Source organism: Streptomyces sp. x-19 (assembly GCF_046549115.1).
Lineage (GTDB): Bacteria > Actinomycetota > Actinomycetes > Streptomycetales > Streptomycetaceae > Streptomyces > Streptomyces albulus_C.
The window spans coordinates 619,370-638,730 of the sequence record NZ_JAJPWK010000002.1 but is presented as its reverse complement, the minus strand read 5'-3'; the positions used below and the strand labels follow the sequence as shown (position 1 = coordinate 638,730).

The 19,361-nt window shown below is 69.2% G+C and carries 19 protein-coding genes and 4 tRNA genes; 5 read left to right on the top strand and 18 right to left on the bottom strand.

All coding sequences use genetic code 11. The features are described from left to right. Nucleotides 1-42: 42 nt before the first annotated feature. The 9 genes from rpoB to ACLJT4_RS07390 form a co-directional block, all read right to left on the bottom strand. Nucleotides 43-3,528 (bottom strand): DNA-directed RNA polymerase subunit beta, encoded by a 3,486-nt coding sequence (rpoB, locus tag ACLJT4_RS07430; RefSeq protein ID WP_016571048.1) that lies wholly within the window; start codon nucleotides 3,526-3,528, stop codon nucleotides 43-45. Between the two features lie 628 nt (nucleotides 3,529-4,156). Continuing rightward, nucleotides 4,157-4,543, bottom strand: coding sequence for a 50S ribosomal protein L7/L12 (gene rplL / locus ACLJT4_RS07425; RefSeq protein WP_411121517.1), 387 nt, complete (start codon nucleotides 4,541-4,543; stop codon nucleotides 4,157-4,159). A gap of 107 nt (nucleotides 4,544-4,650) precedes the next feature. Further along, on the bottom strand, nucleotides 4,651-5,181 hold the full coding sequence (rplJ, locus tag ACLJT4_RS07420) for a 50S ribosomal protein L10 (protein WP_016571046.1): 531 nt from the start codon (nucleotides 5,179-5,181) through the stop codon (nucleotides 4,651-4,653). 322 nt (nucleotides 5,182-5,503) lie between these two features. Continuing rightward, complete coding sequence (locus tag ACLJT4_RS07415) at nucleotides 5,504-6,352, bottom strand: hypothetical protein (RefSeq protein ID WP_411121516.1); 849 nt, start codon at nucleotides 6,350-6,352, stop codon at nucleotides 5,504-5,506. 176 nt (nucleotides 6,353-6,528) lie between these two features. Continuing rightward, complete coding sequence (rplA, locus tag ACLJT4_RS07410) at nucleotides 6,529-7,245, bottom strand: 50S ribosomal protein L1 (RefSeq protein ID WP_016571044.1); 717 nt, start codon at nucleotides 7,243-7,245, stop codon at nucleotides 6,529-6,531. 109 nt (nucleotides 7,246-7,354) lie between these two features. After that, a complete protein-coding gene (rplK, locus tag ACLJT4_RS07405) occupies nucleotides 7,355-7,789 on the bottom strand; it encodes a 50S ribosomal protein L11 (RefSeq protein ID WP_016571043.1) in 435 nt (144 codons plus the stop codon). 166 nt (nucleotides 7,790-7,955) lie between these two features. After that, the gene (gene nusG, locus ACLJT4_RS07400; protein WP_016571042.1) at nucleotides 7,956-8,840 is read right to left on the bottom strand and encodes a transcription termination/antitermination protein NusG; all 885 of its coding nucleotides are present in this window, start codon (nucleotides 8,838-8,840) and stop codon (nucleotides 7,956-7,958) included. A 72-nt stretch (nucleotides 8,841-8,912) separates the two neighbouring features. Further along, nucleotides 8,913-9,209, bottom strand: coding sequence for a preprotein translocase subunit SecE (secE, locus tag ACLJT4_RS07395; RefSeq protein WP_411121515.1), 297 nt, complete (start codon nucleotides 9,207-9,209; stop codon nucleotides 8,913-8,915). Between the two features lie 108 nt (nucleotides 9,210-9,317). After that, nucleotides 9,318-9,390: transfer RNA gene (locus ACLJT4_RS07390), tRNA-Trp, on the bottom strand. A 189-nt stretch (nucleotides 9,391-9,579) separates the two neighbouring features. Here ACLJT4_RS07390 and ACLJT4_RS07385 point away from each other — a divergent pair. Continuing rightward, a complete protein-coding gene (locus ACLJT4_RS07385) occupies nucleotides 9,580-10,815 on the top strand; it encodes a pyridoxal phosphate-dependent aminotransferase (protein WP_037633739.1) in 1,236 nt (411 codons plus the stop codon). A 134-nt stretch (nucleotides 10,816-10,949) separates the two neighbouring features. Next, nucleotides 10,950-11,978: an adenosine deaminase gene (locus ACLJT4_RS07380; protein ID WP_044377241.1), complete on the top strand. Its 1,029-nt coding sequence runs from the start codon at nucleotides 10,950-10,952 to the stop codon at nucleotides 11,976-11,978. 26 nt (nucleotides 11,979-12,004) lie between these two features. Here the strand turns inward: ACLJT4_RS07380 and ACLJT4_RS07375 are convergent, their stop codons facing one another. The 6 genes from ACLJT4_RS07375 to ACLJT4_RS07350 all read right to left on the bottom strand — a co-directional run bounded on the left by ACLJT4_RS07375 (nucleotide 12,005) and on the right by ACLJT4_RS07350 (nucleotide 14,547). Next, nucleotides 12,005-13,069 carry a UDP-N-acetylmuramate dehydrogenase gene (locus tag ACLJT4_RS07375; RefSeq protein WP_411121514.1) on the bottom strand — a complete coding sequence of 355 codons (1,065 nt, stop codon included), beginning with the start codon at nucleotides 13,067-13,069 and terminating at the stop codon, nucleotides 12,005-12,007. 58 nt (nucleotides 13,070-13,127) lie between these two features. Further along, nucleotides 13,128-13,562 (bottom strand): MaoC family dehydratase, encoded by a 435-nt coding sequence (locus tag ACLJT4_RS07370; RefSeq protein WP_411121513.1) that lies wholly within the window; start codon nucleotides 13,560-13,562, stop codon nucleotides 13,128-13,130. A 1-nt stretch (nucleotide 13,563) separates the two neighbouring features. Next, entirely contained in the window at nucleotides 13,564-14,016 is a 453-nt protein-coding gene (locus ACLJT4_RS07365) for a MaoC family dehydratase N-terminal domain-containing protein (protein ID WP_411121512.1), read from the bottom strand. An 85-nt stretch (nucleotides 14,017-14,101) separates the two neighbouring features. Next, nucleotides 14,102-14,266, bottom strand: a complete 165-nt coding sequence (rpmG, locus tag ACLJT4_RS07360) for a 50S ribosomal protein L33 (RefSeq protein ID WP_016578602.1) — start codon at nucleotides 14,264-14,266, stop codon at nucleotides 14,102-14,104. Between the two features lie 89 nt (nucleotides 14,267-14,355). After that, a tRNA-Met gene (locus ACLJT4_RS07355) sits at nucleotides 14,356-14,428 on the bottom strand. Nucleotides 14,429-14,474: 46 nt separating this feature from the next. Beyond that, nucleotides 14,475-14,547: transfer RNA gene (locus ACLJT4_RS07350), tRNA-Thr, on the bottom strand. A 181-nt stretch (nucleotides 14,548-14,728) separates the two neighbouring features. Here ACLJT4_RS07350 and ACLJT4_RS07345 point away from each other — a divergent pair. Further along, nucleotides 14,729-15,982 (top strand): amidohydrolase family protein, encoded by a 1,254-nt coding sequence (locus ACLJT4_RS07345; protein WP_411121511.1) that lies wholly within the window; start codon nucleotides 14,729-14,731, stop codon nucleotides 15,980-15,982. Nucleotides 15,983-16,039: 57 nt separating this feature from the next. Continuing rightward, complete coding sequence (locus ACLJT4_RS07340) at nucleotides 16,040-16,702, top strand: NAD(P)H-binding protein (RefSeq protein ID WP_411121510.1); 663 nt, start codon at nucleotides 16,040-16,042, stop codon at nucleotides 16,700-16,702. Between the two features lie 264 nt (nucleotides 16,703-16,966). Here the strand turns inward: ACLJT4_RS07340 and ACLJT4_RS07335 are convergent. Further along, nucleotides 16,967-17,048 (bottom strand) — tRNA-Tyr (locus ACLJT4_RS07335). A gap of 189 nt (nucleotides 17,049-17,237) precedes the next feature. Between ACLJT4_RS07335 and ACLJT4_RS07330 the strand changes: the two genes are divergently transcribed. After that, nucleotides 17,238-17,726, top strand: coding sequence for a YajQ family cyclic di-GMP-binding protein (locus ACLJT4_RS07330; protein WP_233657572.1), 489 nt, complete (start codon nucleotides 17,238-17,240; stop codon nucleotides 17,724-17,726). Nucleotides 17,727-17,822: 96 nt separating this feature from the next. On the opposite strand, the gene ACLJT4_RS07325 is transcribed toward ACLJT4_RS07330, so the two are convergent. Together ACLJT4_RS07325 and htpX are read right to left on the bottom strand one after the other, a co-directional pair. Beyond that, on the bottom strand, nucleotides 17,823-18,215 hold the full coding sequence (locus ACLJT4_RS07325) for a YccF domain-containing protein (RefSeq protein WP_016578598.1): 393 nt from the start codon (nucleotides 18,213-18,215) through the stop codon (nucleotides 17,823-17,825). Between the two features lie 95 nt (nucleotides 18,216-18,310). Then, the gene (gene htpX / locus ACLJT4_RS07320; protein ID WP_411121509.1) at nucleotides 18,311-19,177 is read right to left on the bottom strand and encodes a zinc metalloprotease HtpX; all 867 of its coding nucleotides are present in this window, start codon (nucleotides 19,175-19,177) and stop codon (nucleotides 18,311-18,313) included. Between the last annotated feature and the right edge of the window lie 184 nt (nucleotides 19,178-19,361).

Below are 19,361 nucleotides of genomic sequence, written 5' to 3'. Positions count from 1 at the left end.
GGTCGGTAGGGGCCCATTCCTGGGCCCCTACCGGAACTCCCGTCAGACCTCTTCGACGCTGCTCGGCTCGCGCCGGGACAGGTCGATGCCGAGCTCCTCCGCAGCGCGGAAGACGTCCTCGTCGGTGTCGCGCATCTCGATGGACATGCCGTCCGAGGACAGCACCTCCACGTTGAGGCACAGGGACTGCATCTCCTTGATGAGCACCTTGAAGGACTCGGGGATGCCGGGCTCGGGGATGTTCTCGCCCTTGACGATGGCCTCGTAGACCTTCACGCGGCCGGTGACGTCGTCGGACTTGATCGTCAGCAGCTCCTGGAGGGCGTACGCGGCGCCGTAAGCCTCCAGCGCCCACACCTCCATCTCACCGAAGCGCTGGCCACCGAACTGAGCCTTACCGCCCAGCGGCTGCTGGGTGATCATCGAGTACGGACCGGTCGAGCGGGCGTGCAGCTTGTCGTCGACCAGGTGGTGGAGCTTGAGGATGTACATGTACCCGACGGAGATCGGGTCCGGGAACGGCTCACCGGAACGGCCGTCGAACATCCGCGCCTTGCCGGACGGCAGGACCATGCGGTCGCCGTCGCGGTTGGGTCGGGTGTTCTCCAGCAGGCCGGCCAGCTCGTCCTCGCGGGCGCCGTCGAAGACCGGGGTCGCGACGTTGGTGCGCGGCTCGACCTGGTCGGCGGCGATGGACTGCAGGCGCTGGGCCCACTCCTCACCGAGGCTGGAGACGTCCCAGCCCTGGCTGGCGAGCCAGCCGAGGTGGATCTCCAGGACCTGTCCCGGGTTCATGCGGGACGGGACGCCCAGCGGGTTGAGGATGATGTCGACCGGGGTGCCGTCCTCCATGAACGGCATGTCCTCGACCGGCAGGATCTTCGAGATGACGCCCTTGTTGCCGTGACGGCCGGCGAGCTTGTCACCGTCGGTGATCTTGCGCTTCTGCGCGACGTAGACGCGGACCAGCTGGTTCACGCCCGGAGGAAGCTCGTCGCCCTCCTCGCGGTCGAAGACGCGGACGCCGATGACCTTGCCGATCTCGCCGTGCGGCACCTTCAGCGAGGTGTCACGGACCTCGCGCGCCTTCTCACCGAAGATCGCGCGGAGCAGACGCTCCTCGGGGGTCAGCTCGGTCTCGCCCTTGGGCGTGACCTTGCCGACGAGGATGTCGCCGGCGACGACCTCGGCACCGATCCGGATGATGCCGCGCTCGTCGAGGTCGGAGAGGACCTCCTCGGAGACGTTCGGGATGTCCCGGGTGATCTCCTCGGGGCCGAGCTTGGTGTCACGGGCGTCGACCTCGTGCTCCTCGATGTGGATCGAGGAGAGGACGTCGTCCTGCACGAGGCGCTGCGACAGGATGATCGCGTCCTCGTAGTTGTGACCCTCCCACGGCATGAACGCCACGAGCAGGTTCTTGCCGAGCGCCATCTCGCCCTCGTCCGTGGACGGACCGTCGGCGAGGACCTGGCCCTCGATGACCCGCGCGCCCTCGTCCACGACGACCTTCTGGTTGAAGGAGGTGCCCTGGTTGGAGCGGGTGAACTTGGCGACGCGGTACGTGGTGTACGTGCCGTCGTCGTTGGCGACGGTGATGTAGTCCGCGGAGACCTCCTGGACCACACCGTTCTTCTCGGCCTTGATGACGTCGCCGGCGTCGACCGCGCAGCGGTACTCCATGCCGGTGCCGACCAGCGGCGACTCCGCCTTGATCAGCGGAACGGCCTGGCGCATCATGTTCGATCCCATGAGCGCGCGGTTGGCGTCGTCGTGCTCGAGGAACGGGATCATGGCGGTCGCGGCCGACACCATCTGGCGCGGCGAGACGTCCATGTAGTGCACCTCGTCGGCGGGGACGAGGTCGACCTCGCCGCCACGACGACGGACCAGCACACGCTGCTCGGAGAAGCGCAGGTCCTCGCTGAGCTTGGCGTTGGCCTGGGCGATGAGGAAGCGGTCCTCCTCGTCCGCGGTGAGGTAGTCCACCTCCTCCGTGACCTGGCCGTCGACGACCTTGCGGTACGGCGTCTCGATGAAGCCGAAGACGTTGACCCGGCCGTAGGACGCGAGCGAACCGATCAGACCGATGTTCGGGCCTTCGGGCGTCTCGATCGGGCACATGCGGCCGTAGTGCGACGGGTGCACGTCACGGACGTCCAGACCGGCCCGCTCACGGGAGAGACCACCCGGGCCCAGCGCCGACAGGCGGCGCTTGTGGGTCAGACCCGACAGCGGGTTGGTCTGGTCCATGAACTGGGACAGCTGGCTGGTGCCGAAGAACTCCTTGATGGAGGCGACGACCGGCCGGATGTTGATCAGGGTCTGCGGCGTGATCGCCTCGACGTCCTGGGTGGTCATGCGCTCGCGCACGACGCGCTCCATACGGGCGAGACCCGTACGGACCTGGTTCTGGATCAGCTCGCCGACGTTGCGCAGGCGGCGGTTGCCGAAGTGGTCGATGTCATCGGTCTCGACAACGATGCTGTTGCCGTTCTCGCCGATCGTCTCGGTCTCGCCGGCGTGCAGCTTGACCAGGTACTTGATCGTGGCGATGACGTCATCGGTGGTCAGCACACCGGCGTCCAGCGGCTCGTCGCCGCCGAGCTTCTTGTTGACCTTGTAGCGGCCGACCTTCGCGAGGTCGTAGCGCTTGGGGTTGAAGTAGAGGTTCTCCAGCAGCGTCTGCGCGGCCTCGCGGGTCGGCGGCTCGCCCGGACGCAGCTTGCGGTAGATGTCGAGCAGCGCGTCGTCCTGGCCCTGGGTGTGGTCCTTCTCCAGGGTGGCGCGCATCGACTCGTACTCGCCGAACTCCTCGAGGATCTGCTCGGTGGTCCAACCGAGCGCCTTGAGCAGGACGGTCACGGACTGCTTGCGCTTACGGTCGATGCGCACACCGACCATGTCGCGCTTGTCGATCTCCATCTCCAGCCAGGCACCCCGGGACGGGATGATCTTGGCGGAGAAGATGTCCTTGTCGGACGTCTTGTCGATCGAGCTGTCGAAGTACACACCCGGCGAGCGGACCAGCTGCGACACCACGACACGCTCGGTGCCGTTGATGACGAAGGTGCCCTTGTTGGTCATGAGCGGGAAGTCGCCCATGAAGACCGTCTGGGACTTGATCTCGCCGGTCTCGTTGTTGGTGAACTCCGCGGTGACGAAGAGCGGAGCCGCGTACGTGAAGTCGCGCTCCTTGCACTCGTCGATGGAGTTCTTCGGAGGCTCGAAGCGGTGGTCGCGGAAAGTCAGCGACATCGACCCGGAGAAGTCCTCGATCGGGGAGATCTCTTCGAAGATCTCTTCCAGACCGGACTTGGTGGGAACTTCCTGCCCACTCTCCAGCGCAGCCTCGACGCGACCCTTCCATGCGGCATTGCCGAGCAGCCAGTCGAAGCTTTCGGTCTGCAGCGCAAGGAGGTTCGGAACCCCGAGGGGCTCCTTGATCTTCGCAAAAGAGATGCGCAGCGGGGCGGTGCTGTCGCCGTTGTTCGTATTGGCAGTCGAGGCGTTGCGCGAGGCGGCCAAGAGGGGGTCCTTCCGAGGGCTCGGACTCACTACGCGCGTACCGGTCCCGAATCGAGCAAAGCGGCGGAAAGCCCAGGTCAGGGCGGGTCAGTCAGCTTTGCTCGGGCTCGGGTATGCCCCTGGTGACGGGCAGGGAGCAGCTAACAGGCAGCGCAAAGGGTCAGTGTAGCCACATGGCCCACTGATGTCCAGAGCGAGTTTCCGGAGACCGGTACCGCACCGTGTGCCGATCTTCTCCCTCCGGGAGGTGATGCCCTCCGCAACGGAGGTGCGCCTCGTTGTTCTTCTCTACGCCCAATGCCCTGCGCCTGCCGAAAGCCCTGCGCCAGTGGCGCACACCGATGCTTCCCTCTTCGTCCGCGATCCATGCCTCGAACCCTGGACCGCTTCTGCGTCGCGTCCCGAGAATTGCGCGCCGCGTCCGGTTCGTCAAGGCCCCCCGCCTCTGGGAGATCGTCACACCGAGGTGCGTCCGGACAACGAAGATCACCATACTCGCACTCGGTCGCGGGGCAACGCAGCCGGGGCGGGTACGCGGAAGGGCGACCACCCGTATGGGTGATCGCCCTTCGCGGTGTCCGCGTTACACCCTCAGGCGCAGCGGACGGGAGTCAGAGACTCACCAAGGTCACTTGACCTCGACGGAGGCGCCGGCGCCCTTGAGGGCCTCGGCGGCCTTGTCCGCGGCGTCCTTGGCGACCTTCTCCAGGACCGGCTTCGGGGTGCCGTCGACCAGGTCCTTGGCCTCCTTCAGGCCGAGGGAGGTCAGCTCACGCACGACCTTGATGACCTGGATCTTCTTCTCGCCGGCACCGGTGAGGATGACGTCGAACTCGTCCTGCTCCTCCTCGGCGGCGGCGGCCGGGGCGCCGGGGACACCGGCGGCGACGACGGCGGCCGGGGCGGCGGCGGTGACGTCGAAGCGCTCCTCGAAGGCCTTCACGAACTCGGCGAGCTCGATGAGGGTCATCTCGTCGAACTGGGCAAGCAGGTCTTCCTGGCTGAGCTTCGCCATGATGGCGGTCCTTCCACTAATTCGGCTGGTGCCGGATGTACATTTCGGCGGGCGTGCGGCCCGCTGTAACCCGCGCCGGAATGGCGCGGATCATGACGCGAGCCGAATTACTCGGCACCGCCCTGCTCGGCCTTCTTGGCGCGAAGCGCTTCCGCGGTGCGGACGAACTTCGACGGGAGCGCCTGGAAGAGCGCGGCAGCCTGGGACTGCTTGCCCTTCATGGCGCCCGCCAGCTTGGCGAGCAGAACCTCGCGGGACTCGAGGTCCGCAAGCTTCTTGATCTCGTCGGCGGACAGCGCCTTGCCGTCAAGGACACCGCCCTTGATGACGAGGTTCTGGTTCTCCTTGGCGAAGTCACGAAGACCCTTCGCCGCCTCAACCGGGTCACCGGTCACGAAGGCGACGGCCGTCGAGCCACTGAGGTGCTCGTCCAGCACAGAGATCCCGGCCTCCTGGGCCGCGATCTTGGTCAGCGTGTTCTTCACCACACGGTACTGAGCGTTCTCACCGAGCGAACGGCGCAGATCCTTGATCTGCGCAACGGTAAGACCGGTGTACGCGGTCACAACAGCGGCGTTCGAGTTGCGGAACTTCTCGGCAATCTCGTCGACTGCTGCGACCTTGTCGGGCCTCGCCATGAGCCTCGGCCTCCTTCCGGGTGATGAGGACCGCGCAGAAGGGGCTGGGCAAAACAAACGCCCCGGCGCAGGGCACGGGGCGTCACTCAACCAGTCAGAAAACTGTCCGGGAGTTTCTCCACACAACCTGCGCAGGCCGTCCGCAGCTAGCGGATCCTTCGGCCGCCGCGCGTCCGGGATCGGACGCACAGAGACAACCAGCGGTCTTTGGCTTCCGGGACACCGTACGGGAACGACCCGGGCCGGAGCAAATCGGCTGAGCGGGGGCACCGGGAATGAGCCCCGGACCCCCGCTCACCAGTGGACCTTTAACGCAGCGGACTTACTTGTACTCGGTGGTGTCGCTCGCCGGCGGCGGCGTCACCGAGACCTTGGTGCCGTAGTCCGAGTAGTAGACCGTCGAGTCGTACGGCGACTTGCCGTCCATCTGCTCGTGCTTCTTGACCAGCAGGTTGTCCGAGCTGACCCAGAGGTCGATGGTCTCGTTCTTGGCGCCGAGCGCCTGCAGCTGCCCCTCCAGGGACTTCAGGTCCGCCTCGCTGACGTTCTTCGTCTGCATGCGGGTCAGCTCGCTCACCGAGAGGGTGCCGCTGTAGTGGGTGGCCTGGACGCCGCGGACGTCTTCCTTGCCGACTTCCTTGACCTTGCCCGAGGCGATCAGCAGGTCCACGGACCGGCCCGGGTTGTTGTTGTTCATCATGTCCTTCATGAGGGCGCCGGCCGCGCCCATCTTCTTGGCCATGACGTCGTAGTCGTACTTGATCCAGTTCTTGCCGCCCATGGGCATGCCCATGTTCATGTACATCGCGTCCGGCGTGTACAGCGCCTTCATGGGCTTGCCGGAGCCGCCCATCGGACCGCCGGCCTGGGTGATGTCCACCGACATGTGCATGCCGGACGCCCAGTCCATCGCGCCCTTCATGGTCTGGGTCATCGCGCCGTTCTTGGTGGTGCCCTCGACCTTGGCGGAGTTCTTGCCGTTCGTCTGCTGCGAGGCCGTCTTCAGCGAGGCGAGCGCCGCGTCCAGCGGGGACTTCGCCCCCGCCGCGTCGTTGCTGCCACCGCTGGCGCTGCCACCGCCGGTGCCGTTGCTCTTGTCGCCGCCGCCGTTACAAGCGGTCAGGCCGGCCATCATGACAACTCCCGCCGCAACGGCGACGGCAATACGCATGGTGCGCACTGAGGCTCCCCCTTAGATCTTTTTATGGACCTCGGTGGCGACTGTAGTGCAGACCCCCGACAGCCCGTGCGCCAGGCCCGCGAGGAACGCATCAAGCCCCGCCCTCCCTGGGGAGAGCGGGGCCTGCAGGTAACGCGTCACGCGCTACGAGGCGTCGATCGGTGAGATCAGACGGCCTCGTCCTCGACGAGGAGGTTGCGGGTGCGGTTGGGGTCCACCGGGATGCCGGGGCCAATGGTGGTGCTGATCGTCGTCTTCTTGATGTAGCGGCCCTTGGCGGCGGACGGCTTCAGACGGCTGATCTCCTCCAGCGCCGCGGCGTAGTTCTCCACCAGCTTGGTGTCGTCGAAGGACACCTTGCCGATGATGAAGTGGAGGTTGGAGTGCTTGTCGACGCGGAACTCGATCTTGCCGCCCTTGATGTCGGTGACGGCCTTCGCGACGTCCGGCGTGACGGTGCCGGTCTTCGGGTTCGGCATCAGACCACGGGGACCGAGCACGCGGCCGAGGCGGCCGACCTTGCCCATGAGGTCCGGGGTGGCGACGACGGCGTCGAAGTCCAGACGGCCCTTGGAGACCTCGTCGATCAGTTCGTCCGAGCCGACGATGTCGGCGCCGGCGGCTTCCGCGGCCGCAGCACGGTCACCGGTCGCGAAGACCAGGACCCGGGCGGTCTTACCGGTGCCGTGCGGGAGGTTCACGGTGCCACGGACCATCTGGTCGGCCTTGCGCGGGTCGACGCCCAGACGCATGGCAACCTCGACGGTCGCGTCGAACTTGGCGGACGTGGTGTCCTTGGCGAGACGGACGGCCTCGAGCGGGGCGTACAGACGCTCCCGGTCGATCTTCGCGTCCGCGTTGCGAAGAGTCTTGCTGCGCTTCACTTCTGCTCCTGATGCAGTGGGGTGGAGTCGTGGTACGGACCAGCGCCTGGTCCTGCCACGGGCTGAGCCAACGTGCGGCGTGCGCCGCACGGCCGTGACGAGCTGAGGATCAGCCCTCGACCGTGATGCCCATGGAACGGGCGGTGCCGGCGATGATCTTCGACGCGGCGTCCAGGTCGTTGGCGTTCAGGTCGGGCATCTTGGTCGTGGCGATCTCGCGGACCTGCGCCTCGGTGATCTTGGCGACCTTGGTCTTGTGCGGCTCGCCGGAGCCCTTCTCCACGCCCGCGGCCTTCAGGATGAGCTTCGCGGCCGGCGGGGTCTTGGTGACGAAGGTGAAGGAACGGTCTTCGTAGACCGTGATCTCCACCGGCACGACCATGCCACGCTGCGACTCGGTCGCGGCGTTGTAGGCCTTGCAGAACTCCATGATGTTGACGCCGTGCTGGCCCAGCGCGGGGCCGACCGGCGGAGCCGGGTTCGCGGCACCGGCCTGGATCTGGAGCTTGATAAGCCCCGTGACCTTCTTCTTCTTGGGAGGCATGCTCTCTCCGGGTCCTAGTGAGAGGTGGTTCGCCCCGCAATCCGGTCATCCGGATGGAGGCATACCGCACCACGATAACGGGTACTGTCGTGCGGCCAAAAACCGCGCAGGTCAGACCGGCTCTGCGCCGGTCTGACCTGGTCGGTGGCTGGAGGTCCGGAAGAACCTAGTTCTTCTGGATCTGGTCGAAGCTCAGCTCGACCGGGGTCTCGCGGCCGAAGATCTCCACCAGGCCCTTGACCTTCTTCGAGTCGGCGTTGATCTCGTTGATCGTGGCCTGCAGCGTCGCGAACGGACCGTCGGTGACGGTGACGGAGTCGCCCACCTCGAAGTCCAGCACCTGGACCTCGACCTTGCGGGACGGCGCCGGCTTGCCCTCGGCCGCGGCGGCCTCCTTGGCGGCCTTCTCCTCCGCCTCCGGCGCGAGCATCTTGACGATCTCGTCCAGGGTCAGCGGGTACGGGTCGTAGGCGTTGCCGACGAAGCCGGTGACGCCCGGGGTGTTGCGGACGACGCCCCAGGACTCGTTGGTCAGGTCCATGCGCACCAGCACGTAGCCCGGGAGCTTGTTCTGGCGGACGGTACGGCGGTCACCGTTCTTGATCTGCACTACCTCTTCCTGCGGCACCTCGGCCTGGAAGATGTAGTCCTCGACGTTCAGCGACACGGCGCGCTGCTCGAGGTTGGTCTTCACGCGGTTCTCGTAGCCCGCGTAGGTGTGGATGACGTACCACTCGCCGGGGAGCCCGCGCAGCTCGTCACGGAGGGCGGCCACCGGGTCGACCGGCTCCTGCTCCTCGACGTCCTCGGAGGCCTCGTCGGCCTCCTCGTCCTCGACGTGCACGGCGGCCGCCTCGGCGGGCTCGCCGGCGTCGGCGTCCTCGGCGTCCAGCTCGTCGACGTCGTCCGCGCCCGCGACGATGTCCGCGGCGGCGTCCTCGTCAGCGATGGCCGCAGCCTCCCCCTCGACCTCGGCCGAGACGGCCTCGTCAACCTCGGCCTCTGCAGCCGCGACGGGCTTGGCGGCGTCGTTCAGGTTCGGGTCAGACACGTGGCTGCTTCTTCCTTGCTTCAAGGGGTTGAACGTGCGAAGGGCCGCCCCGCAGAGGCACCCTCCGCGGGATCAGCCGAAGACGTACCCGACGACTCGGTTGATTCCCAAGTCAATCACGGTTACGAGACCGATGACGATGGCCACGAAGACGATCACCACGGTGGTGTACGACGACAGCTGGCTGCGCGTCGGCCAGACGACCTTACGCAGTTCCGCGATGACCTGACGGTAGAAGAGCGCGAGCCGTGCGAAGGGCCCCTTCTTGCCGCGCTTGCCACCGCGGCGGGGCTTCTTCTCGGATTCCGTGGCGTCCTCTTCGGAACGACCGCGCTCAGGCATGTCGATGGAGCCCAGGGCGTCCGTCACTCGTCCTCACCTGAATCCGGGTCGTGGCCGTGCCGCGCCCGGCCCGGCCGCACGGCGGTGCATTTCGTACGTACGCGTGCACGCACTCGGTGATGACAGTGCGTGTAGCAGGGCCGGAGGGACTTGAACCCCCAACCGCTGGTTTTGGAGACCAGTGCTCTACCAATTGAGCTACGACCCTTTGTGGTTCCCCCAACCTACCGCATGCGGACGACTGCACTATGTCGTGTCATCGTGCGCCGCGGCGACCCGGTGGGAGCCAACGGTCAGCGAGTGTACGTGGTTCGGGGCCGGGCGTCGAACAGGAACCTCCCGTACCGCCCTGCAAACCCGTGCAACGCGGTCGCGCCCGGTCTGCAACGATGCCCCTATGAGCGCTGCCACTCCCTCTGCATCGTCCCCCGCCGACCGCCGGGTTTCCGTGCGCGTCGGTTCGATCTCCGAGTCCGCCACCCTCGCCGTCGACGCCAAGGCCAAGGCCCTCAAGGCCGCCGGGCGTCCGGTGATCGGCTTCGGCGCCGGCGAGCCCGACTTCCCCACGCCCGACTACATCGTCGAGGCGGCGGTCGAGGCCTGCCGCAACCCGAAGTTCCACCGCTACACCCCCGCCGGCGGCCTCCCCGAGCTGAAGTCGGCGATCGCGGCGAAGACGCTGCGCGACTCCGGCTACGAGATCGAAGCCGCGAACGTCCTGGTCACCAACGGTGGCAAGCAGGCCATCTACGAGGCGTTCGCGGCCATCCTGGACCCGGGCGACGAGGTCATCGTCCCGGCGCCGTACTGGACCACCTACCCCGAGTCGATCCGGCTCGCGGGCGGTGTGCCGGTCGACGTGGTCGCCGACGAGACCACCGGATACCGGGTCTCCGTCGAGCAGTTGGAGGCGGCCCGCACCGAGCGCACCAAGGTGCTGCTGTTCGTCTCGCCGTCGAACCCGACCGGTGCGGTCTACCCCCGCGAGCAGGTCGAGGCGATCGGCCGCTGGGCCGCCGAGCACGGCCTGTGGGTGCTGACCGACGAGATCTACGAGCACCTGGTCTACGGCGACGCGGAGTTCTCCTCGCTTCCGGTCGTGGTGCCGGAGCTGCGCGAGAAGTGCATCGTCGTCAACGGCGTGGCGAAGACGTACGCGATGACCGGCTGGCGGGTGGGCTGGGCCATCGGCCCCAAGGACGTCATCAAGGCGGCCACCAACCTCCAGTCGCACGCCACCTCCAACGTCTCCAACGTGGCGCAGGTCGCGGCCATCGCGGCGGTCAGCGGTGACCTGACGGCCGTCGAGGAGATGAAGGTCGCCTTCGACCGGCGCCGCAAGACCATCGTGCGGATGCTCAACGAGATCGACGGCGTGCTCTGCCCGGAGCCGGAGGGCGCGTTCTACGCGTACCCGTCGGTCAAGGGGCTGCTGGGCAAGGAGATCCGCGGCAAGCGCCCGCAGTCCAGCGTCGAGCTGGCCGAGCTGATCCTGGAGGAGGCGGAGGTCGCCGTCGTCCCGGGTGAGGCCTTCGGCACCCCCGGTTACCTGCGTCTTTCGTACGCCCTGGGCGACGAGGACCTGGTCGAGGGCGTCTCGCGGATCCAGAAGCTGCTGGCGGAGGCGAAGTAGCCGCGTAGCGCGGCGAGGTCAGCCGCTCGGCGTGCGGGGTCGGACCGTCGTCCGGCCCCGCACGCCTTTTTGGTGGTCCCTCCGTTCGGGGCGGGGCCTATGCCGGCGGGCGGCGGGTGCGGCAGTATCTGCGGATGGAGCGTGTTCGTGATCTGCGTCAACTGCCGAAGGCCCACCTGCACCTGCACTTCACCGGCTCGATGCGACCGGCGACGCTGCTGGACCTCGCCGACAAGTACGGCGTCCATCTGCCGGAGGCGCTCACGAGCGGGAAGCCGCCCCGGCTGAGCGCCACCGACGAACGCGGCTGGTTCCGCTTCCAACGGCTCTACGACATCGCACGGTCCTGCCTGCGCTCCCCCGAGGACATCCAGCGGTTGGTGCGCGAGGCGGCACAGGAGGACGTCCGGGACGGCTCCCGCTGGCTGGAGATCCAGGTCGACCCGACCTCGTACGCGCCGCGGCTGGGCGGGCTGATCCCGGCCCTGGAGATCATCCTGGACGCGGTGGACCGTGCCTCGCGCGACACCGGGCTGGGCATCCGCGTCCTGGTGGCGGCGAACCGGATGAAGCACCCGTTGGACGCCCGCACGCTGGCCCGGCTGGCCGTGCGCTACGCCGACCGCGGGGTGGTCGGCTTCGGGCTCTCCAACGACGAACGCCGCGGCCTCGCCCGGGACTTCGACCGGGCCTTCGCCATCGCCCGGGACGGCGGCCTGCTCTCCGCACCGCACGGCGGCGAGCTGTCCGGGCCGGCGAGCGTCCGGGACTGCCTGGACGACCTGCACGCCGCCCGGATCGGGCACGGGGTGCGGGCCGCGGAGGATCCGGTGCTGCTGCGCCGGCTGGCGTCCCGCGGGGTGACCTGCGAGGTGTGCCCGGCGTCCAACGTGGCGCTGGGCGTCTACGGGAAGCAGGAGGACGTGCCGCTGCGGACGTTCTACGAGGCGGGGGTGCCGATGGCGCTGGGCGCCGACGACCCGCTGCTGTTCGGCGCGCGCCTGGCCGCCCAGTACGAGATCGCGCGCACCGCGCACGCCTTCACCGACGCCGAGTTGGCCGAACTGGCCCGGCAGTCCGTGCGGGCCTCCCGGGCGCCCGAGGAGGTGCGGCGGGCGGTGCTGGCGGACGTCGACGCCTGGCTGGCCGCCCCGGTGCCGTAGCGGCCCGGGCGGCCGGCCAGGGGCGCCTACAGGCTGACGCCTACCGTCACCGGCTCGTTGACGAGGGTCACCCCGAAGGCGGCGTGCACGCCGTCGCGGACCTCGCGGGCCAGCGCGAGCAGGTCCTCGGTGGTGGCGCGGCCGCGATTGGTGAGGGCCAGGGTGTGCTTGGTGGAGATCCGGGCCGGGCCGCTGCCGTAGCCCTTGGTGAAGCCGGCCCGGTCGATCAGCCAGGCCGCGGAGGTCTTCACCCGGCCGTCGCCGTCCGGGAAGGCGGGCGGCGCGGCGTCGGGGCCGAGCCGGTCGTGGACCCGCCGGACGAACTCGGCGTGCTCGTCCTCGGTGAGGACGGGGTTGGTGAAGAAGGAGCCGGCCGACCAGGTGTCGTGGTCGTCGGGGTCCAGCACCATGCCCTTGCTGGCCCGCAGCGCCAGGACGGTCTTGCGGGCGACGGCGAGCGGCACCCGGTCCCCGGTGCCGACGCCGAGGGCGCGGGCCGTCTGGTCGTACCTCAGGGGCGCGGAGAGCCCGTCCGCGTCCTCCAGGGCGAACCGCACGCGCAGCACGACGAACCGCTCGGGGTGCTGCTTGAACCGGCTGTGGCGGTACGAGAAGCCGCACTCCGCGCGGGAGAGGGTGACGGTCTCACCGCTGTGGCGGTCGTAGGCGACGACTTCGGTGAGGGTCTCGGAGACGTCCTGCCCGTAGGCGCCGACGTTCTGGATCGGGGTGGCGCCGGCCGAGCCGGGGATGCCGGCCAGGCACTCGACGCCGGCCAGCCCGGCCTCGACGGTGCGGCCCACGGCGTCCGACCAGTTCTCGCCCGCGGCGAGCTCCAGCGCGGTGCCGTCGAGTGCGAAGCCGCGGGTGGCGATGCGCAGGGCGGTGCCTTCGAAGCCCTTGTCGCCGATGACGAGGTTGCTGCCGCCGCCGATGACCAGCAGCGGGGTGCCGGCGTCGTCCGCCGCGCGGACGGCCGCGATCACCTCGTCGTCGGTGGTGGCCGTGACGAGCCGGGTCGCGGGGCCGCCGAGCCGGAAGGTGGTCAGCGGGGCGAGGGGGGCGTTGTTCTCTACGTGGCGTTCCTGCACCCGGCCAAGGGTACGGGGGCGGCCCGGCGGTGCCGGCCGGCCGCCCCGCGCGGCTGCGTCAGGCGAGCCGGACCACGGCGCGGGACATGCCCAGCACCTTCTGGTCGGCGCTCTTGGCGGTGAGGTCCACCCGGACGGTCCGCTCGTCGTCGTCGAGCTTGGCCGCGACCGTGGCGCTGACCTCGATCAGCGCGCCGTCCTCGTCGTTGGGCACGACGACGGGCTTGGTGAAGCGCACGCCGTACTCGGCGACCGCACCCGGGTCGCCGACCCAGTCGGTGACCACCCGGACCGCCACGGCCATGGTGAACATGCCGTGCGCGATGACGTCCGGCAGCCCGACCTCCTTGGCGAACTTCTCGTTCCAGTGGATCGGGTTGAAGTCCCCGGAGGCGCCGGCGTACTGGACGAGCGTGGCGCGGCTCACGGGGAAGTCCTGCGCGGGGAGCTCGGTGCCGACCTCGACGTCGTCGTAGGCGATCTTCGCGGTCATGTCAGGCCTCCTCGGCGCGCCGGGCGACGAGCTTGGTGATGGCGGTCACGACGTGCTCGCCGGCCTCGTCGTGCACCTCGCCGCGGATGTCGATGACCTCGTTGCCGGCCATGGAGCGGATCGACTCGATGGTGGAGGTCACGGTCAGCCGGTCACCGGCGCGCACCGGCCGCCGGTAGGCGAACTTCTGGTCGCCGTGCACCACCCGGCTGTAGTCCAGACCGAGTTGCGGGTCGGCGACGACCTGCCCGGCGGCCTTGAACGTGATGGCAAACACAAAAGTCGGCGGGGCGATCACATCGGGGTGACCGAGCGCCTTGGCGGCTTCGGTGTCGATGTAAGCGGGGTTGGTGTCACCGATCGCCTCCGCGAATTCGCGGATCTTTTCCCGGCCGACCTCGTACGGGTCGGTGGGCGGGTACGTGCGTCCGACGAATGACTGGTCGAGCGCCATGGGCTCGCAACCTCCCTGTACTGATGGTGCTAATGCCGCGAGGCCGCCCCCAGGAAATGGGGACGGCCTCACAGACGAGCCTGAGTTATCGCGTCTCGCGGTGCGCGGTGTGCGCGTTGCAACGCGGGCAGTGCTTCTTCATCTCCATGCGGTCCGGGTCGTTGCGCCGGTTCTTCTTGGTGATGTAGTTCCGCTCCTTGCACTCCACGCAGGCCAGCGTGATCTTCGGGCGGACGTCGGTGGCAGCCACGTGAGTGCTCCTTGACGGACGGATAGTCGATACGAACGCATACAAGAGTAGCCGACCGGAGGACCGACCCCACAATCGGCTACTGTAAGTAGCGGTGACCGGACTTGAACCGGTGACACAGCGATTATGAGCCGCTTGCTCTACCGACTGAGCTACACCGCTGCGGTGCGAGATTCCCCCGTCCGAAGACGGGATCCTCACACACCAGAGCCCCAATACGGAATCGAACCGTAGACCTTCTCCTTACCATGGAGACGCTCTGCCGACTGAGCTATTGGGGCGAGCGATGAAGACATTACACGGCCCGCCGCCAAACGTGAAATCCGTATCCGCGTCGCGTCCCAAGAACCCCCCGCACCACACCGGTACGACTATTTCGCGCCTGCGCGATGCGCTCCGGGCCGCGCCCTAGGCTCGGTTCCACGCCGCGTGATCTTGCACGCCGGGGCTTCGAGGAGCGCGATGTCCGACAGCAGTTCGCCGCAGCCGGGGAAGCCCGGGGGTGCCGGCCGGTACGCCCGGCCGGATTCCGGCGCACTGGTCCTGTGCGGCGCCCGGCTCGCCGACGGCCGCACCGTGGACGTCCGGCTCGGCAGCGGGCGCATCGAGGCGGTCGGCACGGCCGGCAGCCTCGCCCCGCAGGGCGCCCGGGTGGACCTCGCCGGCTACCTGCTCCTCCCGGCCCCCGCGGAGCCGCACGCGCACTGCGACACGGCCCTGACGGCGGACGCCGACGGGCCCGCCTCCGACTCCGCCGAGGACGTCCAGCGGCGCACCACCGAGGCGGCGCTGCTCCAACTGGGGCACGGGGCGACCGCGTCACGGAGCCACGTGCGGATCGGCGGCGTCCAGGGGCTCCAGGCCCTGGCGGCGGTGCTCCGGGCCCGGCGGGCGCTGCGCGGGCTGGCGGACCTGGCCGCGGTGGCGGTGCCGCGGGTGCTGACCGGGGTGGCCGGCGCGAACGGGCTGGCGATGCTGCGGGACGCGGTCAAGATGGGCGCCACGGTCATCGGCGGCTGCCCGGACCTGGACCCCGATCCGACCGGCTACGTGGAGACCGTCCTGGAGGTGGCCGACGAGCACGGCTGCCCGGTGGACCTGCACACCGACGGCGACGACCCCGCGCGGCTGGCCCGGTTCGCGGCGATGTGCGGCGGGCTGCGGCCGGGCGTGGCGATCGGGCCGTGCGCCGGGATGGCGCGGATGCCGCGGAGCGTGGCGGCGCGGGTCGCGGAGCAGTTGGCGGCCGCCGACGTCACCGTCGTCTGCCTGCCGCAGGGCGACTGCACGGGTCTGGAACGGAACGGCAGCCGGGTGTCACGGCCGGCGCCCGTGCGCCTGCTGCGGGCGGCCGGGGTGCGGGTGGCGGCGGGCAGCGGGGCGCTGCGGGACGCGGCGAACCCGGTGGGGCGCGGCGACCCGTTGGAGGCCGCATACCTGCTGGCCTCCTTGGGCGAGGCGACGCCGGAGGCGGCCTACGAGACGGTGAGTTCGGCGGCGCGGGCGACGCTGGGGCTGCCGGAGGTGCGGGTCGAGGCGGGTTTTCCGGCGGAGTTGCTGGCGGTGCGCGGAGAACGGATCGCCGGGGTGCTGTCGTTGGCGTACAGCCGGATCGTGGTGCACCGGGGCCGCGTGGTGGCGCGTACCAGTGCGGTGCGCGAGTACTGCGATTCGGTGGACGTGGCACTGGAGTTGCCCCGCCAGTCACAGCGCTGAGCGCCGCACCGGCCGGTCCTGCGGTGTGCCGGGGCGGTTCGGCGTACGGTCGGCAGCATGCGCATTGTCATCGCAGGTGGACATGGTCAGATCGCGCTGCGGCTGGAGCGGTTGCTGCACGCGCGCGGGGACGAGGTCGCCGGGATCGTCCGGCGGCCGGAACAGGCCGGCGATCTGCTGGCCGCGGGTGCCGAACCAGTGGTGTGCGACCTGGAGTCGGCGTCGGTGGGCGACGTCGCCCGGCACCTGGAGGGTGCGGACGCGGCCGTCTTCGCCGCGGGCGCCGGGCCGGGCAGCGGCGCCGCGCGCAAGGACAGCGTGGACCGCGGCGCGGCGACGCTGTTCGCGGACGCGGCCGAGGCGGCGGGCGTGCGGCGGTTCGTGGTCGTGTCGTCGATGGGTGCGGACCAGGAGCCGCCGGAGGGCACCGATCCGGTCTTCGCGGCCTACCTGCGGGCGAAGGGCGCCGCGGACGCCGACGTTCGGGCCCGCGCCAGGCTGGACTGGACGATCCTGCGGCCCGGTCGGCTCACCGACGACCCCGGTGCCGGTCAGGTGACGTTGGCCGACGCGACCGGGCGCGGGGCGGTGTCGCGGGACGACGTGGCGGCCGTGCTGGCGGCGCTGTTGGACGAGCCCGGGACGGCCGGACGGACGTTGGAGCTGATCGGCGGGGACGTGCCGGTGGTGGACGCGGTGCGGAACGTGGCGTCGCACTGAGGGGTGTCGGCGGCGGAACGCGCCCTGAGAGGCCCTGAGGGCGCGTCTGCCGCCCCGTGACGCCCCCAGCGACTCTGCGGTGGGCGTCGGGCGTCTGTGCGGCCGCTGGCGCCCGTGCCGCCAGGAGGCGGGCGCGGCGCGCCGAAGGGCCGCGCCGCGGAAATTCACCCGGCGCGGAACCGGAGCGCGACACCACACGAAAGGCGGCAACACGAAAGAGCCCCCGGATCGCATTTCTACGATCCGGGGGCTCTTTCTTGGCTGTGGCGGCGCCAGGATTCGAACCTGGGAAGGCGAAGCCGGCAGATTTACAGTCTGCTCCCTTTGGCCGCTCGGGCACACCGCCGGGTTGTGTCGTCCGGAGTTCCGCTGTGGGGCGGCGCTCCGTGGCAACGACGTAAACCATACCCGATGACAGGGGGTGCTTTGCCACTCGCTTCCGGAGCGCTGGATCTTGGTCGGGTGGCTAGGCTTGGCGGGCGGTCCGGGAAGGGCCGCATCCCTGATGGATCTACGTACGAGGAGCCAACCCACCATGGCCGACTCCAGTTTCGACATCGTCTCGAAGGTCGAGCGGCAGGAGGTCGACAACGCGCTCAACCAGGCCGCCAAGGAGATCTCGCAGCGTTACGACTTCAAGGGCGTGGACGCGTCGATCCAGTGGTCGGGCGAGAAGATCGAGATGCGGGCCAACGCCGAGGAGCGGGTGAAGGCCGTCCTGGACATCTTCCAGTCCAAGCTGGTCAAGCGCGGGATCTCGCTCAAGGCGCTGGAGACCGGCGACCCGCAGGCGTCGGGCAAGGAGTACCGGATCTCCGCCTCCACGCAGGAGGGGATCTCGCAGGAGAACGCGAAGAAGGTCGCCAAGATCATCCGCGATGAGGGCCCGAAGGGCGTCAAGGCGCAGGTGCAGGGCGACGAACTGCGGGTCAGCTCCAAGAGCCGGGACGACCTGCAGACCGTTCAGCAGCTGCTGCGCGGCAAGGACCTGGACTTCGCGATCCAGTTCGTGAACTACCGCTGAGTCAACTACCGCTGAGCGGCCCCGAACGGGGCGGGCAGCGGCACGCGGTGAGTCGCTGGGGCGGCGCGGCACGGGAGCGCGCCGCCCCAGCGGCGTTCATCGGGTGGCGAACGGCTGGTCGGTGGGGACGATCTCGCGGCCCAGGGGGACCAGGGAGATCGGGATCATCTTGAAGTTGGCGATGCCGAACGGGATCCCGATGATCGTCACGCACAGGGCGATGCCGGTGATGACGTGGCCGAGCGCCAGCCACCAGCCGGCGAAGACGATCCAGACGATGTTGCCGATCACCGAGCCGGCGCCGGCGTCGCGGCGCTCCACGGTCGTCCGGCCGAACGGCCACAGGGCGTAGCCGGCGATGCGGAAGCTGGCGATCCCGAAGGGGATCGTGACGATCAGGATGCAGCAGATCACGCCCGCGAGAACGTAGCCGAGCGCCATCCAGAAGCCGCAGAGGACCAGCCAGAGGATGTTGAGGATGAACTTCATGATCGGCCTTCCAAGGGCGGGACGGGCAGTGGTTCCGCCGTCCTAGACGCGACCGGTGCCGGGAAACGTTGCGTCCTTCGGGTGACCGGTCGGTTTCAGGGGCGGTGGTGGCCGGCCATGCGCTCCAGTCGGGCGATGCGTTCGGGCATCGGCGGGTGGGTGGAGAAGAGCCGGGAGAGGCCCTCGCCGGGGCGGAACGGGTTGGCGATCATCATGTGGCTGGCGGTCTCCAGGCGGGGCTCGGGCGGCAGCGGGAGCTGCTGGGTGCCCCGTTCCAGTTTGCGCAGGGCGGAGGCCAGGGCGAGCGGATCGCCGGTGAGCTGGGCGCCGGAGGCATCGGCCTGGTACTCACGGGAGCGGCTGACGGCAAGCTGGATCAGTGAGGCGGCGATCGGGCCGAGGAGCATGATCAGGAGCGTGCCGAGGAGGCCGGGGCCCTCGTCGTCGTCGGAGCGGCCGACCGGGATCAGCCAGGCGAAGTTGACCAGGAACATCACGACCGAGGCCAGTGCGCCCGCGACGGAGGAGATGAGGATGTCGCGGTTGTAGACGTGGCTGAGCTCGTGGCCGATGACGCCGCGCAGCTCGCGCTCGTCGAGGATCTGGAGGATGCCGTCGGTGCAGCAGACCGCGGCGTTGCGGGGGTTGCGGCCGGTGGCGAAGGCGTTGGGCGCCTGGGTCGGGGAGATGTACAGGCGCGGCATGGGCTGGCGGGCCGCGGTCGAGAGCTCCCTGACCATGCGGTAGAGCCGGGGCGCCTCGAACTCGCTGACCGGGCGGGCCCGCATCGCGCGCAGGGCGAGTTTGTCGCTGTTCCAGTACGCGTAGGCGTTGGTGCCCACGGCTACCAGGACCGCGAGGACCAGTCCCGTACGGCCGAAGAAGCTGCCGATGACGATGATGAGTGCGGACAGTCCCCCGAGGAGTACGGCGGTCCTGAGCCCGTTGTGCCGGCGGTGCACGGTACGCCCTCCAAGTGGTGCGGCAGGGGAACCCTTTGCTTCGTTTCTCCACTCTCCAGTGGACCCTTACTCACTGGTCAACGCGAGATGAGTAGGGGTGGTTCCCCGGGCCGTGGCTGGTGGCGGCCGGGTGGGGTGCGGCATGCGGGGTAGGGGTGGGCGCCCCCACGACCCCACGGCCAAG